This window comes from Photobacterium kagoshimensis (assembly GCF_050337045.1).
In the GTDB taxonomy this organism is placed as follows: Bacteria; Pseudomonadota; Gammaproteobacteria; order Enterobacterales; family Vibrionaceae; genus Photobacterium; species Photobacterium kagoshimensis.
The window spans coordinates 20,335-36,410 of record NZ_JAKJSO010000029.1; the positions used below are offsets into that span (position 1 = coordinate 20,335).

12 protein-coding genes and 5 tRNA genes are annotated in these 16,076 nt (G+C 46.5%); 2 read left to right on the top strand and 15 right to left on the bottom strand.

The features are described from left to right. Nucleotides 1–138: 138 nt before the first annotated feature. The gene (ffh, locus tag L4C35_RS21830) at nt 139–1,506 is read right to left on the bottom strand and encodes a signal recognition particle protein (protein WP_428464864.1); all 1,368 of its coding nucleotides are present in this window, start codon (nt 1,504–1,506) and stop codon (nt 139–141) included. 211 nt (nt 1,507–1,717) lie between these two features. Between ffh and L4C35_RS21835 the strand changes: the two genes are divergently transcribed. Both L4C35_RS21835 and L4C35_RS21840 read left to right on the top strand, forming a co-directional pair. Next, entirely contained in the window at nt 1,718–2,515 is a 798-nt protein-coding gene (locus tag L4C35_RS21835; protein ID WP_428464865.1) for a cytochrome C assembly family protein, read from the top strand. Nucleotides 2,516–2,612: 97 nt separating this feature from the next. Then, entirely contained in the window at nt 2,613–3,890 is a 1,278-nt protein-coding gene (locus tag L4C35_RS21840; protein ID WP_428464866.1) for an HlyC/CorC family transporter, read from the top strand. Between the two features lie 108 nt (nt 3,891–3,998). Here L4C35_RS21840 and luxS read toward each other — a convergent pair whose 3' ends face one another. The 14 genes from luxS to L4C35_RS21910 form a co-directional block, all read right to left on the bottom strand. Further along, the gene (gene luxS / locus L4C35_RS21845; RefSeq protein ID WP_428464867.1) at nt 3,999–4,517 is read right to left on the bottom strand and encodes an S-ribosylhomocysteine lyase; all 519 of its coding nucleotides are present in this window, start codon (nt 4,515–4,517) and stop codon (nt 3,999–4,001) included. Between the two features lie 91 nt (nt 4,518–4,608). Next, nucleotides 4,609–5,232 carry a transglycosylase SLT domain-containing protein gene (locus L4C35_RS21850; protein ID WP_428464868.1) on the bottom strand — a complete coding sequence of 208 codons (624 nt, stop codon included), beginning with the start codon at nt 5,230–5,232 and terminating at the stop codon, nt 4,609–4,611. 165 nt (nt 5,233–5,397) lie between these two features. Then, nucleotides 5,398–6,969 (bottom strand): glutamate--cysteine ligase, encoded by a 1,572-nt coding sequence (gene gshA / locus L4C35_RS21855; protein WP_428464875.1) that lies wholly within the window; start codon nt 6,967–6,969, stop codon nt 5,398–5,400. A 157-nt stretch (nt 6,970–7,126) separates the two neighbouring features. After that, nucleotides 7,127–10,003, bottom strand: a complete 2,877-nt coding sequence (locus L4C35_RS21860) for a M16 family metallopeptidase (RefSeq protein ID WP_428464869.1) — start codon at nt 10,001–10,003, stop codon at nt 7,127–7,129. Between the two features lie 11 nt (nt 10,004–10,014). Beyond that, on the bottom strand, nt 10,015–10,449 hold the full coding sequence (locus tag L4C35_RS21865; RefSeq protein ID WP_428464870.1) for a YqaA family protein: 435 nt from the start codon (nt 10,447–10,449) through the stop codon (nt 10,015–10,017). Next, nucleotides 10,446–11,429, bottom strand: a complete 984-nt coding sequence (locus tag L4C35_RS21870; protein WP_428464871.1) for an NADP-dependent oxidoreductase — start codon at nt 11,427–11,429, stop codon at nt 10,446–10,448. The genes L4C35_RS21865 and L4C35_RS21870 overlap by 4 nt, the downstream gene beginning before the upstream one ends. Nucleotides 11,430–11,569: 140 nt before the next feature. Next, nucleotides 11,570–12,703: a sodium ion-translocating decarboxylase subunit beta gene (locus tag L4C35_RS21875; protein ID WP_428464872.1), complete on the bottom strand. Its 1,134-nt coding sequence runs from the start codon at nt 12,701–12,703 to the stop codon at nt 11,570–11,572. Nucleotides 12,704–12,713: 10 nt separating this feature from the next. Further along, nucleotides 12,714–14,516 carry a sodium-extruding oxaloacetate decarboxylase subunit alpha gene (gene oadA, locus L4C35_RS21880; protein WP_428464873.1) on the bottom strand — a complete coding sequence of 601 codons (1,803 nt, stop codon included), beginning with the start codon at nt 14,514–14,516 and terminating at the stop codon, nt 12,714–12,716. 39 nt (nt 14,517–14,555) lie between these two features. Further along, nucleotides 14,556–14,807, bottom strand: a complete 252-nt coding sequence (locus L4C35_RS21885) for an oxaloacetate decarboxylase subunit gamma (protein ID WP_428464874.1) — start codon at nt 14,805–14,807, stop codon at nt 14,556–14,558. A 640-nt stretch (nt 14,808–15,447) separates the two neighbouring features. Next, a tRNA-Arg gene (locus L4C35_RS21890) sits at nt 15,448–15,524 on the bottom strand. Between the two features lie 87 nt (nt 15,525–15,611). Continuing rightward, nucleotides 15,612–15,703 (bottom strand) — tRNA-Ser (locus L4C35_RS21895). Between the two features lie 12 nt (nt 15,704–15,715). Further along, nucleotides 15,716–15,792 (bottom strand) — tRNA-Arg (locus L4C35_RS21900). Between the two features lie 56 nt (nt 15,793–15,848). Next, nucleotides 15,849–15,925 (bottom strand) — tRNA-Arg (locus L4C35_RS21905). A 51-nt stretch (nt 15,926–15,976) separates the two neighbouring features. After that, nucleotides 15,977–16,053: transfer RNA gene (locus tag L4C35_RS21910), tRNA-Arg, on the bottom strand. Nucleotides 16,054–16,076: the final 23 nt, after the last annotated feature.

The window sequence follows — 16,076 nt, forward strand, 5'->3', positions numbered from 1 at the left end:
TGAATAAAAATTGCCCCCGCTGAAACAACGGGGGCCGTGCCAAATTAAGCTCGGGAATTTTACTCTTTAAACTGACGAATGCAACTGCTTTAGCTAATTTTTCACCAGTTAACGGAAAATACTCGATTTAATGTTTTCTTATCGGCCTGGGAACATGCCGCCACCAGGCATCATGCCTTTCATTTGGCGCATCATATTCTTCATGCCACCCTTCTGCATTTTCTTCATCATTTTCTGCATTTGGGTAAATTGTTTAAGCAGACGGTTCACATCTTGTACCTGGGTACCAGAACCTGCGGCAATACGTTTCTTGCGCGAACCTTTAATCAGTTCAGGACGCTCACGCTCACCTTTGGTCATCGAGTTGATGATCGCTTCCATCTGGTTAAACATTTTATCATTAACCTGATCTTTCATATTGTCAGGTAACTGAGACATGCCCGGCATTTTGTCTAGCATGCCCATCATGCCGCCCATGTTCTTCATTTGTTTAAGTTGGCTTAAGAAGTCTTCTAAATCGAAACCTTTCTTCTCTTTAAACTTCTGTGCCAGCTTTTCAGCTTGTTCTTTGTCGACATTACGTTCTAGATCTTCGATCAGTGACAATACGTCACCCATGCCTAGAATACGTGATGCAACACGATCAGGGTGGAATGGTTCTAGTGCGTCGGTCTTTTCACCCACACCCAAGAATTTAACTGGCTTGCCGGTAATATGACGAACAGATAACGCCGCACCACCACGAGCATCACCATCCACTTTGGTTAGGATCACACCCGTTAGTGGCAAGGTGTCGTTGAAGGCTTTCGCTGTGTTAGCCGCATCTTGACCTGTCATGGCATCAACCACGAACAAGGTTTCAACTGGGTTTGCAGCAGCGTGGACGTCTTTAATTTCGTCCATCATCTCTTCATCGACGTGCAAACGACCAGCCGTATCGACAATCAAGACATCGTAAAATTTAAGTTTAGCGTGTGCGACAGCAGCATTAACAATGTCTACTGGCTTTTGATCTGCGCTAGAAGGGAAGAAATCGATGCCAATGTCAGACGCTAGCGTTTGCAACTGTTTGATCGCCGCAGGGCGATAAACGTCGGCAGACACCACCAGCACTTTCTTCTTATTACGCTCTTTTAATAGCTTACCCAGTTTACCGGCACTGGTTGTTTTACCCGCACCTTGTAAACCTGCCATTAGAATTACAGCTGGGGGCTGCGCTGCTAGGTCAAGTTCTTCGTTAGATTCACCCATTACCGCTTCAAGCTCAGCTTGAACGATCTTAATGAACTCTTGGCCTGGTGTTAGGCTTTTAGATACTTCTGTACCTACCGCGCGCTCTTTTACACGCTTAACAAAATCACGAACAACCGGAAGCGCAACGTCCGCTTCAAGTAACGCCATACGTACTTCACGTAGCGTATCTTTGATATTGTCGTCGGTCAGACGGCCACGGCCGCTGATATTTTTAAGCGTTTTGGACAAACGCTCCGATAAATTCTCGAACATGTGCTACTCGCTCGTTTCGCAACAAAACTCTTTATACCCACTGAAAGATTAACAATTAAAACGTTAATTCCGCTATCAAATGGACATAATTCTAATAAATTACCGCTAGTATACCGCAATCCTGCGCCTGCTTTCATGTAGCAATGGCGACTCTGTGTTCAGCAAGGTATAATTGCGACCTCTAACCATCATAGATAGTTACGCGTTTACTATGGATATGTTGATTGCCATTATGGCAGCTTGCTTCTATTTACTGGCTTTAGGCCTTGTTATTCCGGGCCTAACCAACAGTGATGGCATAAAAACCAAACCCGTATTTATTGCTGCTTTAGCGGCAATAACCTTACATATCTTATTATTAAAAGATTTAATTCTGGGGGGCGTCGGTCAAAATCTTAGCATTTTGAACGTTGCTTCGCTGATCAGCTTTATGATCGCGACCCTAACAACCTTTGCCACGCTAAAAATGCGCGTATGGTTTTTGCTGCCTGTCGTTTACAGCTTCGCTGCGATTAACTTAACAGCAGCCACTTTATTACCGGGCTCTTTTATTACCCATTTAGAAGGCCACCCGCAAGTTTTACTGCATATTTCTCTGGCGTTGTTCTCATATTCGACCCTAATGATCGCCACGTTATATGCGATTCAGTTAGCATGGCTCGATCACAAGCTAAAAACTAAGAAAAGTCTGCTGATTAATCCAAACATCCCCCCTTTAATGATGGTGGAGCGTCAGCTTTTCAAGATCATTTTAGTGGGTAATTCACTTCTCACCATTACCTTAGTCACTGGCTTTATCTTTATTGAAGATATGCTAGCCCAAGGAAAAATGCATAAAGCCTTATTATCACTAATGGCTTGGGGCGTTTATAGCGTTCTATTGTGGGGACATTACCACAAAGGGTGGCGTGGTCGCCGCGTTGTCTGGTTTAGCCTTGTAGGGGCGTTTTTACTTACCCTTGCTTATTTTGGTAGCCGTTTTGTCAAGGAGATCATTATCGGCGGTTAATAAAACACCACTTTGATCATTGACACTCAACCTCAGTCGCGTAGAACTATATTTATTACGCTGATTCACACTATCGTTATCGTTAAAGGACAGTTTTTTGGACGACATATCCACGGGAGTATTATTCTCCCTTCTGATATTACTACTCGTCATTTCCGGTTATTTCTCCGGTTCTGAAACAGGCATGATGTCTCTCAACCGCTACAAGTTGAGACACCTTGCAAACCAAGGCCACCGTGGGGCAAAGCGGGTTGAAAAGCTGCTTTCTCGCCCAGACCGTTTGATCGGCCTAATCCTGATCGGCAATAACCTCGTCAACATTCTCGCTTCCGCTATTGCAACCATCATTGGCATGCGCCTCTATGGTGATCTTGGTGTTGCTATCGCGACGGGTGCCCTCACCTTAGTGGTGCTGGTTTTCGCTGAAGTCACGCCAAAAACTTTGGCAGCGATTTACCCAGAACGCGTTTCATACGCGAGTAGTATCTTGCTCAACCTACTAATGAAGTTACTCTATCCTTTAGTATGGTTCGTCAACGGCATTACTAACACTTTCTTACGTATCCTTGGCTTAAAAGTCGATAGCATGAACGACTCAAAATTAAGCTCCGAAGAGTTACGTACCGTGGTGGATGAAGCAGGCGGCTTGATCCCACGCCGCCACCAAGACATGCTGATTTCGATTCTTGATTTAGAAAATGTCACAGTTGAAGATTTGATGGTGCCACGCAGCGAAATCGCGGCAATTAACATCAACGATGATTGGAAATCGATTGTGCGCCAGCTGAGCCACTCAGCTCATGGCCGCATTGTCTTGTTCCGCGACACCATAGATGAAGTGGTTGGCATGCTACGGGTACGCGAAGCCTACCGTTTGATGATGGATAAAAACGAATTCAGTAAAGAAGTGCTACTGCGTGCGGCCGATGAAGTGTATTTCATCCCAGAGGGAACACCGCTGAATATTCAACTACTGAAATTCCAGCGTAATAAAGAACGTATTGGCCTGATTGTCGATGAGTACGGTGATATTCAAGGCTTGATCACGCTGGAAGATATTCTGGAAGAGATCGTCGGTGAATTTACCACCTCGATTGCGCCCACACTGGCCGAAGAAGTGACACCACAATCGGATGGTAGCTTGATCATTGAAGGTAGCGCGAATATTCGCGATCTCAATAAGAGCTTGAAGTGGAATTTACCCACCGATGGCCCTCGTACCTTAAACGGTTTGATCTTAGAACACCTCGAAGACATTCCCGATGCACAAGTCAGCATCCAAATAGATCGTTACCAAATGGAAATCGTCGAAGTCTCCGAAAACATGATTAAGCTGGTCAAAGTACTGCCAAGTCAGTTGCAACAAACAGGTTAATCTTATTTAAGACGGATCAGCGCACTAAAAAAGCCGACAATCATGTCGGCTTTTTATTGGATACAACTAACTGTATTAGGTGCACTTTACTCACGAAAGCTTATCGTATTACTTCACGCTAAGTTCATTCAGTAACGTCTGCGGCAATGCTAAGTCATCGTTCTTATTTACATCGATACCTTGCTCAATAATATTCGTCGCTATCTGCTTAGCTTCGTCGAGTGAGTGCATGCTGTAAGTGCCACATTGGTACTCATTGAGCTCAGGGATCTTCTCTTGTGACTCCACCGTCAACACATCGGCCATCGCAGCTGTCCAGCTGGTGCCCACTTCCGCTTCTGTTGGCGTACCAATCAAACTCATGTAGAAACCCGTACGGCATCCCATTGGTGAAATATCAATGATCTCAACACTGTCAGAATTTAAATGATCACGCATAAAGCCGGCGAACAAATGCTCTAAAGTATGAATACCACGCTCAGTTAAAATGTCGGCATTGGGGCGACAAAAACGTAAGTCGAACACCGTTATAGTATCGCCCTTCGGAGTCGTCATGGTTTTTGCCACACGTACTGCGGGTGCATGCATACGGGTGTGGTCAACGGTAAAACTGTCTAATAATGGCATTGTTTCCTTCTCCTTTGCCTCGTCTGTACTTTAAGCGTACGCAACGTTTACGGCACTGTGTTGTGCCGTAATCAATCCTATTTTATGGCTATTAGAACGACCACCAGCTGCGGTTATCCTCTAACTCTGCCTTACATTGCTTAAGTTGCCAGCCATAGTTTTTAGCTTGCTGTTCAACTTTACGCGAAATTTTAATCAAGGTTGGCTTACCTTTATAACTACCACGTTTAAAGCCACCACGTCCTTCGTGATAAGCCAAATACTGGTTATACGCATCCCATTTTGACACACCTAACTGTTTATTGGTCTCGCTGGTATACCAGCCAACAAATTGTAATGCGTCACCAAAGTCGGTGCGAGAGCCGCCATTGCGGGTCGCTTTCTGGTAATCAGACCATGCAGGATCCTGCGCTTGTGCGTAGCCGTAAGCACTACTAACACGTCCCCATGGAATAAAGCCTAATACATAATCTTTAGGAGGACGAGCATCATGACGGAAACTACTTTCTTGTTTAATAAATGCCATCGCAACGTGGATAGGTGTGCCCCAATCTTGCTGCATGTCGATAGCATCTTCATACCAGTCTGGGTTTTCACGGAAAATATTACACACGTTGGATTGGTCTTTAGGCGGTGGTGTGGCGCAGCCCGTTAATAGGGCAAACACGCTGAATAGCGAGAAAAGGCGCACTACCGAAAACATATTCTTACTCATTGGGAACTAAATGCACTCATGAAAGTCAGAATAAATGACTGGCAGTAAAACTGTCGTCATCCCTGCGAAATTGTTTTTTGTAGGCGGCAAGGTAGCCGCCTATTTTTTTTGCCTGTTGTTTATCCATTAACAGGTTGGTTTACGATTACTTGATTGAGCCAGTCATTACTTCAAATCAGCAAAGTAGTCTGATAAAAAAGCATCTAGAGACTGAGTATCACTCTCTTCAATCGCTTTTTGCTTATCTATCGACGCTTTGACTTCTTGCTCGAATTCTTGCTGTGAATAAAACGCATAGTTACGCTGTTTTAGCTGTTCAGCATGTTGCTGAGCGAGCTCGGCTCCAACGTTACCAATCCCTTCTTGCGCTTCAATCAACTTCAACATCTGTGCAGACAGTGTCAATTCAGGATTATTGACCCACTCAAGTAACTCTCGGCACGTCTGCTGGTAGCTATCGTTGCCCGCCGCTTTATCCATTGCGATAGCAACTTCTTCTAGCTCAGCAAACACACGCTGTCCCCATGCTGATACTGATAGACGCTCACCATTACAACCAATCTTCAACATCAGATCAGGGTTTCGGCCATCAACCACCACGCGGTTCCAGTTATCACGCCAGCATTCTAACTCGGCATCATCCATTGCTGCAGAAGGCGTTAATACCGCCCACGTTAGGAATAAATCAAGGAAACGTACCTGTTGCTCTGTAATACCAATCGGACTAAATGGGTTCACATCTAGCGAGCGAACTTCTATGTACTCGACCCCACCACGGCTCAATGCATCTGAAGGCTTTTCACCATCACGTGCAACACGCTTAGGACGGATAGGTGCATACAGCTCATTCTCAATTTGCAGTACGTTACTATTCAGCTGGCGGTACTCACCATCCACTTTTACACCGATATCCGCAAAATCTGCCGACGGTGTACGGATCGCTTTTTGTAAACCATCCACATACTGCTCAATACTATTAAAGCCAATTTTAAGCACGCTTTGTGCGTTATTGGTGTAACCCAAATCACTCAAGCGCAATGCCGTTGCCTTGGGTAGGAAATAGGTACCGCAGCCAGTTTTTTTGAATTCTTGCTGTGTATCAGTGCTTTCCTTGATGAATGAGCCACACAACGCAGGTGAGGCACCAAACAAGTACGGGATTAACCAACCAAAACGGTAATAGTTACGGATAAGACCAAAGTAAGCATCAGAGACGGAGGCTTGACGATCCGCTTGTGATTGCTCACCAAACAGTTGATCCCAAAACTCATCAGGGAACGAAAAGTTAAAGTGAACACCTGAAATCACCTGCATCATGCTGCCATAACGGTTTTTCAGCCCTTGGCGATACAGGGTTTTCATTTGACCAGTGTTTGATGAACCGTACTGAGCTAACACGATGTCATCTTCGCTGCCCACGAAACATGGCATCGACATCGGCCACAGCTTCTCATCACCCAGTTGGGTATAAGTAAACTGGTGGATATCACTAAGCTGCGACAAGAGATCACCGATATCACGCGAGACTGGCGTAATAAACTCAAGCAAAGATTCGGCGTAATCCGTTGTCACCCACTTATTGGTCAGCGCTGAGCCTAATCCTGCAGGGTGATACGCACTAGAAAGTTTTCCTTGTGGCGCAATACGCAAAGCTTCGCGTTCTAAGCCACGGCCAATGCGAGTCAATGCGTCTGGATTTGCGGCAAGTTGCTGCAACCGTTGTGAAAAATCCATCAAAGCTGTTCTCATTTTAGATCTTATGTATAACAAACAAGGGTAATCATTATTATTGACGATTGCCACGATTATTCTGGCGTAATCTTGGTGAAACAATATTACTACCCAGCAATAATCGTGGCTTTATGACATCAATCTCATGCCCGAAAGCGTAAGGTTATTTCATCGTCGTCAGTGCTTTCACTGGGATCGCGAGCGTTTCCAACTGTGGTTTCAAGCTCTTCGCATCACCGACGATGATGATTTGGTAATCGCTAGGCTTGAACCATTTTGTCGCGAGGGCATTCAGCTCTTGCTGTGTGATCGATGCTGCAATCTTATTTCTCTCACTGACATAATCTTTTGACAGTGAATACGTCAGCATTTGACCTAATAACTGGGCTTTTTTCGCGGGCGTCTCGTAACTAAGCGCATCTTTTTGGCCAACGGCTAAGCGCATAAATGCCAGCTCTTCATCTGTAATGCCGTCTTTGCTGATCCTATCCAGTTCAGCAAGAAACTCCTTTAGTGCAGGTAAACTGGCATTGGCACGCACCTGTGCATAAAACACCGACAGTCCTACTTCTCGACCACCACTTTGATAGCCGCCAGCCCCATAGGTATAGCCTTTATCTTCTCGTAAATTTAAGTTGATACGGCTATTAAAGTTACCAGCTAGGTTAAAGTTAGCTAACTGGGTTTCATAAAGCTCACCTGTCGCATCAAACGGGAGACCTTGACGCACCAAGCGGATCACTGTTTGCGGTGCACCTGGCTTATCCACCAGCCAAATGGCTTGTTTCCCTAAACTTGGTAGAGTGAAGTCTGATAGCTTAGGCTCTGGCTGACCTTGCCACTTCGCCAAGAAATCTAAATCCTTGGTCAGCGTTGCTTGTTTCACATCCCCGACCACCACGAGATCGGCACCATTCGGTGTGTAAAAACCTTTATAGAAAGCTTTCACATCGGCCAAGGTTAATCCTTCTAACGATGCTTTGGTGCCTTCACTTGGGATGCTCATCGGGGTGTCTTTAAACAAGACTTCACGAGTAGCTTGCGCGGCTAACCAATTAGGGCGCTGATGCTCGTACACTGCACCTTCAATAGCTTGAGCTTTCAGGCGAGTAAAGTCTTGCTCACTAAAGGCAGGATTAAACAACTTCTCTTGCAGAATCGCTAAGGTCGCAGATAAGTTTTTCGCCAGCGCCGTCACTGACACTGTCGTGGTGTACATACCACTACTAAAGTGTACAGTACTACCTAACACGTCGAGCTTCGATGATAGCGCTTCCGCACTGGATTGTGTGGTCGCTTCGCCCATCATCGCAGCCGTAAGTGCCGCGATCCCTTCTTGCCCTTGTGGTTCAAAACGACGCCCTGCGGGTAGCATTAACTGGATTTCTACCGTTGGGGTTTCTTGGTATTTAGTCCCCAGTACCTTGATACCATTCGCTAAAGTAAACTCATACACATCAGGGAGTTTAGCTTCGACAGGCTTCGCGGGTTGAGGCATCACAGAGCGATCAAAATCATCCACAGGTTCACGTAACACCAGATCTTGCTCAGTGATTTTCTTATGCTCAGGCAATACCCGATCGGCTGGTGTGTAATTAGGTTTGGCCGCTTGTAATTCGGTTTTACCTTTAGGTACCACGCTCAAAGTGACACTTGGGTTACCATTAAGGTAGCGCATGTAAGACGCTTCCATACTTTTTGTGGTGACCGCGCGTAAGTTACCCAGCTCTTGCTGTAAATAATTAGGATCGCCAAAGAAGGTCTCGTACGCCGCTAGCTGTGACACTTTACCGCTCACGCTTTGTAAGCCAAAAATAGCATTGGCTTCGACCATGCCTTTTAGCTCACTCAGCTCTTGTTCACTAACACCACGCTGCTCAAGCCCATCCAATACCGATGTAACCTGTTGGCGAATCGCTTTTAGGTTGCCCTTATCTCCACTCTGCCCCATGGCATACACATACATAGTACAAGCCAGTTCAGCACAATCATGGAATGCACCAGCATCGACCACCTTGCCTGGTTTCACCAAATTCTGATAAAGCAGGCTATTTTTGCCACCACCAATCACTTTCGCCAGCATATCCAGCGACGCTTCATCTTTCGCACCGTTGTACGACGTTGGCCACGCCATCATTAACATTGGCTGCTGAATTTTATCTTCCAGCGTAATAAAACGATCACTGTCGATTTTGACTGGCCACTTGTCGGCTTTTTTGACTTCAGGACCACGCGGAATAGAACCAAAATATTTATTGATCCATGTTAGTGTCTGCGCCACATCAATATCACCACCTATGGTTAAGGTGGCGTTATTTGGGCCATACCAGCGTAAGAAGAAGGCTTTTAAATCGTTGACATCAACACGGTTTAAATCTTCGATATAACCGATAGTTTGCCATGAGTAAGGGTGTTCACGGGGGTAAAGGGCTTCACCTAGGCGCTCGTACATTAAGCCATACGGGCGGTTTTCATAATTTTGCGCCCGCTCGTTTTTCACTGTATCGCGTTGAATTTCAAACTTACGTTGCGATACCGCCCCCAGTAAGAACCCCATGCGATCAGACTCTAACCACAGCATTTTTTCTAACTGATTAGCAGGCACGGTTTCAAAATAGTTCGTGCGGTCACGGTTGGTGGTGCCATTGAGTGTCCCGCCCGCTTCTGTGATAAGACGAAAGTGCTCCTGATCACCCACATTTTCTGAACCTTGAAACATCATGTGCTCAAAGAAATGGGCAAAGCCTGATTTATCCGCTTCTTCACGTGCCGATCCAACATGGTAAGTGACATCAACATGCACCAAAGGATCAGAGCTATCTTGATGCAACACCACGGTTAAACCGTTATCGAGGACATATTTGCTAAAAGGGATCACGGGCTCGTTAGGATCAGTGACCCCAACTTGTTCAACCAAACGGATTCCTTCAGGGAGTGCAGCAGTGGCTGCAACAGAAGACGAAGAGGCAGCGGCGTACGCTGCATGAGAAGGGGCACCTGCCAGTGACAGCAATGCCGCACTTAATAACCACTTTTGCACTAAAGACATCCTTATAAAAAGCCAACCACAATCATGGCTAACACGGTGTAACGTAAGGCTTTACCGATCAAAATAACAAGAAAGCTGAGCCAATGATTCATCCGTAACCAACCTGCCGCCAGGCAAAGGGGATCACCAATAATAGGCAGCCAACTAAAAAACAACGACCAGTAACCATATTTTTTTAGCCATAATAAAGCTCTATGACCCTGTTTTTCATCAGAAGTTTTATCGGGAAGCAAACGACCTAACCAATAATTGGTCATGCCGCCTAAGGTATTACCCAAAGTCGCAACCGCAACCACCAACCAAACGGCGTTATCACCGAGTTTCAATGTGGCAACTAAATTGGCTTCAGAGCCACCAGGTAACAAGGTGGCACTCAAAAAACCGGTCGAAAACAGCACCCATAGCGCCGAATCGCCATTTACTAGTGTTGAGATCATGCGTTATTTACAGCCAGTAACACCTTGCCACGGGTACGGCCAGATTCGATCTGCTGATGTGCCCTCTGCCCTTCCGCTAACGGGTAGGTTGCAGCCACTTCAATGCTAAGCAGACCTTTAGCAACCATCTCAAGCATAGCGTTATTTTGTGCAATGTTCGGACTCACCAACATGCCTTCGGCCGTTAAGCCAAGCGCTTTGGCTTGCTGACACACCTGATCGGCGGTGATCGTTGGGATCGTCACTACGCGTCCGCTAGGCTTCACCGCTGCCAGTGCCGCTAAACCAACCTCGCCACCCATTAAATCGATCAGTACATCCACAGGCGCAACTTGATCCGCTAGCTCACCTTGGCGGTAATCGATCGCCGTAGCCCCTAGCTGTTCAATGAAAGCTTGGTTATCCGCAGAGCCCGTCGCAAAAACTTGCGCCTGCTTGGCGACTGCCAGTTGCACTGCAATATGACCGACCCCGCCTGCACCTGCCAAAATTAAGACCCGATCATTTACATTAACTTTCACTTTCTCGAGTGCTTGCCACGCCGTTTGTCCCGCCAAGGGTAAACTAGCCGCCGATTGCAGTGATACGTTATCAGGTAAGATACTCAGATCTGCTGCCGCCACATTGACATACTGGCTATAGCCGCCACCTTGAAGAGGAAAACCAATAAAACCACTGACACGTTCGCCGACCACCAGATGAGTTACATTATCACCGACGGCGACCACATGCCCTGCAATATCATAACCTGGTACCCAGGGTAAGTTGTCTTTGTTCTGCGCCGCAGCCCACCCTAAGCCTGCGCGTGTTTTTGCATCAATTGGGTTCACACTGGCAAAATCCACGGCAACCATCACCTGGTCATCGTGTGGCTCAGGTAACGCAGACGTTTGTAGCTTAAGTGTATTGGCTTCACCAAATGCCGTGATAGCGAGTTGTTGAGTCGAAGCAGGAAGCGAAGCCATTGGAGAGAAAGCCATGAGTTTTTCCTTATCGGGCTGTGAGTTGAGATACCATTCATCCTACTCTTATGGGTCTAGTTATACCTAACTCGTCGCACAAAAAAAACGGGCAGCTTATTGCTACCCGTTTCAATGTATGTCGGATTAACTGATTGTACTTATGGGCTAACGAGGGCTAATAAAATACCCGCCGCGACAGCCGATCCAAGTACACCTGCGACATTAGGCCCCATCGCATGCATTAACAAGAAGTTCTGAGGATTAGACTCTAGCCCAACCTTGTTCACCACGCGTGCCGCCATAGGGACGGCTGATACACCCGCCGCACCAATCAAAGGATTAATATCTTCTTTGCTAAAGCGGTTAAGTAGCTTGGCCATTAATACCCCACCGCCAGTACCGACACTAAACGCCACCGCACCCAATAATAAGATACCGAGCGTTTCAAGCTGCAAGAAGGTATCCGCTTCCAGTTTTGACCCCACACCGAGGCCCAGCATGATGGTCACCACATTAATCAATTCATTCTGTACCGTGTTAGACAAACGATCCACCACACCAGATTCACGCATCAAGTTACCTAAACAGAACATGCCCACTAGAGGCGTAGCTGAAGGTAAGAAAAAGACGGTCATCATCAATACGGCCAATGGGAATAAGATCTTTTCAGCTTTGCTGACATGGCGCAGCTGTTGCATTTTGATCTGACGCTCTTCTGGCGAGGTTAACGCTTTCATGATCGGCGGCTGAATAATAGGGACCAATGCCATGTAACTGTACGCAGCAACGGCAATAGCCCCTAGTAATTCAGGTGATAATCGGCTGGCGAGGAAGATCGCCGTCGGACCGTCAGCGCCACCTATGATGGCGATCGATGACGCATCCGCCATGCTGAACTCCATCCCTGGTACCAAGTTCAGTAAGATCGCCCCAAACAGAGTGAAGAAAATACCAAACTGTGCCGCAGCACCGAGTAACAGGGTTTTAGGATTAGCGATCAAAGCGCCAAAGTCCGTCATAGCTCCCACCCCCATAAAGATCAGAAGCGGAAAAAGACCGGTTTCAATCCCTACGTGGTAGATGTAGTACAGCAAGCCACCTTCTTCGGTAAAGCCTGCATTGGGGATATTGGCTAATATAGCCCCAAAGCCTATCGGTAATAACAACAAAGGCTCAAAGCCTTTGCGAATTGCCAAAAACAGTAAGCCAAAGCCCACGATCATCATAACGATCTGGCCAAACTCAAAGTTTGCGATCCCGGTCTCCGACCAGAGTTTTAATAAACCATCCATGGTATGCCTCTTACGCTAAGCTCAAAATCGGTGAGCCTACCGATACCGAGTCACCCTCTTTGACATGCAACGCTTGGATCACCCCACTACGCGCTGCGCGTACTTCGGTTTCCATTTTCATTGCTTCTAATATCACTAGCACGTCCCCTTCCGAGACTTGATGACCCAGCTGTACGTTGATTTTGAAAATATTACCTGCCAATGGTGCGGCAATCGCTTCAGCCTTACTCGCCTCTGGTGCTACGGGAGCACTGCTGGCAATAGGGGCTGATGCAACAGAGGTCAATTCACCACTCGGGCCAACTTCCACATCGTAAACCTGACCGTTCACTTTCACGCTATAAGCTTCAATGCTACCTGCCGCGCTTTCCGTGGCGGTAACAGGTGCCACAGCATTATCGTTAGCGACAGATATAGCAGTATCAGCTTGTGGTGCTGGCTCAAAAGCTGCTGGATTATTGCGGTTTTTAAGAAAATTCAACCCAACTTGTGGGAACAACGCATAGGTAAGCACATCATCCACTTGCTGATCAGCCAGCGTGATCTGCTCTTCTTTGGCTTTGATCACAAGCTCTGTTGTCAACGCCGCAAGCTCATCATCAATCAAGTCGGCTGGGCGGCATGTGATCGGCTCTGCGCCTGCTAAGACCTTGGCTTGTAACGCCGCATTCACAGCCGCAGGTGCTTTGCCGTATTCTCCTTTTAATACCCCCGCAGTTTCTTTGGTAATGCTCTTATAGCGCTCACCCGTTAATACGTTTAGTACCGCTTGTGTTCCCACAATTTGCGAGGTCGGTGTCACCAATGGAATAAAGCCAAGATCTTCACGCACCCGTGGGATCTCCGCTAACACTTCATCAAAACGATCGGCAGCCCCTTGCTCTTTAAGCTGACTTTCCATATTAGTTAGCATGCCACCGGGTACTTGCGCCAATAAAATACGGGCATCAACCCCTTTTAAGCTACCTTCGAACTTGGCATACTTTTTACGCACTTCGCGAAAATAGGCTGAAATAGGCTCTAGCTGTTCAAGATTTAAATCGGTATCACGCTCTGTACCTTCAAGCATCGCAATAACCGTTTCTGTCGGAGTATGGCCATAGGTTTGGCTCATTGATGATACCGAGGTATCAAGAATGTCTAGTCCAGCTTCTGCGGCTTTCACAGCGGTCGCCGTAGAAAGTCCAGTAGTGGCGTGGCAATGCAACGCTAAAGGCACATCACACGATGCTTTAATCCGTGAAATCAGTTCAAAGGCTTCATAAGGTTTTAAAAGCCCCGACATATCTTTGATACACAATGAGTGACAGCCTAAGTCTTCAAGGCGCTTAGCAAGGTCTAACCAAGTATCTATGGTATGAACTGGGCTCGTAGTATAAGAAATGGTGCCTTGGGCATGGGCACCAACATCGACTGTGGCCTTCACTGCTTTTTCAAAGTTACGGACATCATTCATCGCATCGAAAATACGAAACACATCCATCCCATTGTGGTGAGCACGTTCAACAAACTTCTCAACCACATCATCACCATAATGACGATAACCCAATAAATTCTGACCACGCAGTAGCATCTGCATCGGGGTTTTTGGCATCGCCTGCTTTAAGGCGCGTAAGCGTGCCCAAGGATCTTCGCCCAGATAGCGTATGCAAGCATCGAAAGTGGCGCCGCCCCATGTTTCTAACGACCAATAACCCACATTATCAAGTTGTTCGGCAATCGGTAACATATCTTCAAGGCGAAGACGGGTGGCAAATAATGATTGATGAGCGTCGCGTAAAACGACGTCTGTTATCGCTAAAGGTTTAGACATACTCACAAACTCCTTGTAATAAACCGTGTCCTAAAAAGCTCATGCTCGACGTTGACGATATTGATTTACCGCCGCTGAAATTGCCGCAATAATTTCGGGTTGAACCGTATCTGAGCTTTTTTCTGCGGCCTGAGCAGGTGTTGGTGTATTCACCACCTCAGGATCGGCGGGGGCAATCTTAGCCAAAAGCTGAACTAAAAATATGAGGATGCTTAAAAACGCAAATACCACGACCATTCCTGTGATCATGATGGTTGCCGCTTCTACGAGCACACTGCCTAAATCAGTCATTATTGCTTCCTTTCATTATTGTGACTGGCGATTAAGAATTATCACGACAAACAAAAACAAGTCAAACTGATTAACAAACCAGCAATAAAAACACGGCAATTACTCTGCTTTTTCGATAATTGCCACTAAGACGCAAAAACAATGATATTTCTACCAGATAAATCACTAGCCGAAAATAACGAAGCAACGGTTAAGAATTTAAAACCATATAGAACAGTAAGATATAAAAAACGCCCACAATAAAGTTACGTTAACGTAATCGTAACCCTAAAAATAAAAGATCGAATAATGACGAACTAAGATCAATGTCTTAGTAAGCTAAACACCCGATAGCTTCCACAGTAAATACAACCGAAAAACACAGGACATCTCGCCTTTTACCACCATAAATAACAATAGTTTCTAATCTAAGGGGCTTTTCAGCTAAGCCACAAATAGCACGTAACGCATTGATACTACTATCATCATTAGGAATTAATTATCAGATTCGGCGAATTAACAAACAAGAAGAAAAAAGAGAGCGGAAAAAGAGAAAAGTGCGAGATGGCACGCAATTTATCGCTCGCAGCATCAGGGAGAAAATGTAAACCCTAAACGACAAGCATAAAAAAAGCCCAGCCGAGGCTGAGCTTTTAAATGATGGTGCGCGCGGGAGGATTCGAACCTCCGACCGCCTGGTTCGTAGCCAGGTACTCTATCCAGCTGAGCTACGCGCGCACGGTTTTGTTGCAGTGTTATCTACTTGCTATAAGCGATAACAGGCTAAACTATAAATACCGAGGTATTCGCAGAATAGCAAAAGAATGGCGGTGAAGGAGGGATTCGAACCCTCGATACGGGATAAACCGTATACTCCCTTAGCAGGGGAGCGCCTTCAGCCTCTCGGCCACCTCACCACACAAATTCGATGGTGCGCGCGGGAGGATTCGAACCTCCGACCGCCTGGTTCGTAGCCAGGTACTCTATCCAGCTGAGCTACGCGCGCACTTAATTCTGTGTTACGACAACGATAACATTGAGGTTATCACTGCTTGTAAATAATGGTGCGCGCGGGAGGATTCGAACCTCCGACCGCCTGGTTCGTAGCCAGGTACTCTATCCAGCTGAGCTACGCGCGCTCCGGGTGTTGCTACAACGATAACATTGAGGCTATCACTGCTTATAAATAATGGTGCGCGCGGGAGGATTCGAACCTCCGACCGCCTGGTTCGTAGCCAGGTACTCTATCCAGCTGAGCTACGCGCGCTCCGGGTGTTGCTACAACGATAA

Excerpts from the sequence above, each read along its gene's own strand:
- L4C35_RS21875 (WP_428464872.1), bottom strand. The coding sequence starts at position 12,703 with ATGGATGGTTTATTAAAACTCTGGTCGGAGACCGGGATCGCAAACTTT.
- L4C35_RS21870 (WP_428464871.1), bottom strand. The coding sequence starts at position 11,429 with ATGGCTTTCTCTCCAATGGCTTCGCTTCCTGCTTCGACTCAACAACTC.
- L4C35_RS21885 (WP_428464874.1), bottom strand. The coding sequence starts at position 14,807 with ATGACTGATTTAGGCAGTGTGCTCGTAGAAGCGGCAACCATCATGATC.
- L4C35_RS21865 (WP_428464870.1), bottom strand. The coding sequence starts at position 10,449 with ATGATCTCAACACTAGTAAATGGCGATTCGGCGCTATGGGTGCTGTTT.
- luxS (WP_428464867.1), bottom strand. The coding sequence starts at position 4,517 with ATGCCATTATTAGACAGTTTTACCGTTGACCACACCCGTATGCATGCA.
- ffh (WP_428464864.1), bottom strand. The coding sequence starts at position 1,506 with ATGTTCGAGAATTTATCGGAGCGTTTGTCCAAAACGCTTAAAAATATC.
- oadA (WP_428464873.1), bottom strand. The coding sequence starts at position 14,516 with ATGTCTAAACCTTTAGCGATAACAGACGTCGTTTTACGCGACGCTCAT.
- L4C35_RS21850 (WP_428464868.1), bottom strand. The coding sequence starts at position 5,232 with ATGAGTAAGAATATGTTTTCGGTAGTGCGCCTTTTCTCGCTATTCAGC.
- L4C35_RS21835 (WP_428464865.1), top strand. The coding sequence starts at position 1,718 with ATGGATATGTTGATTGCCATTATGGCAGCTTGCTTCTATTTACTGGCT.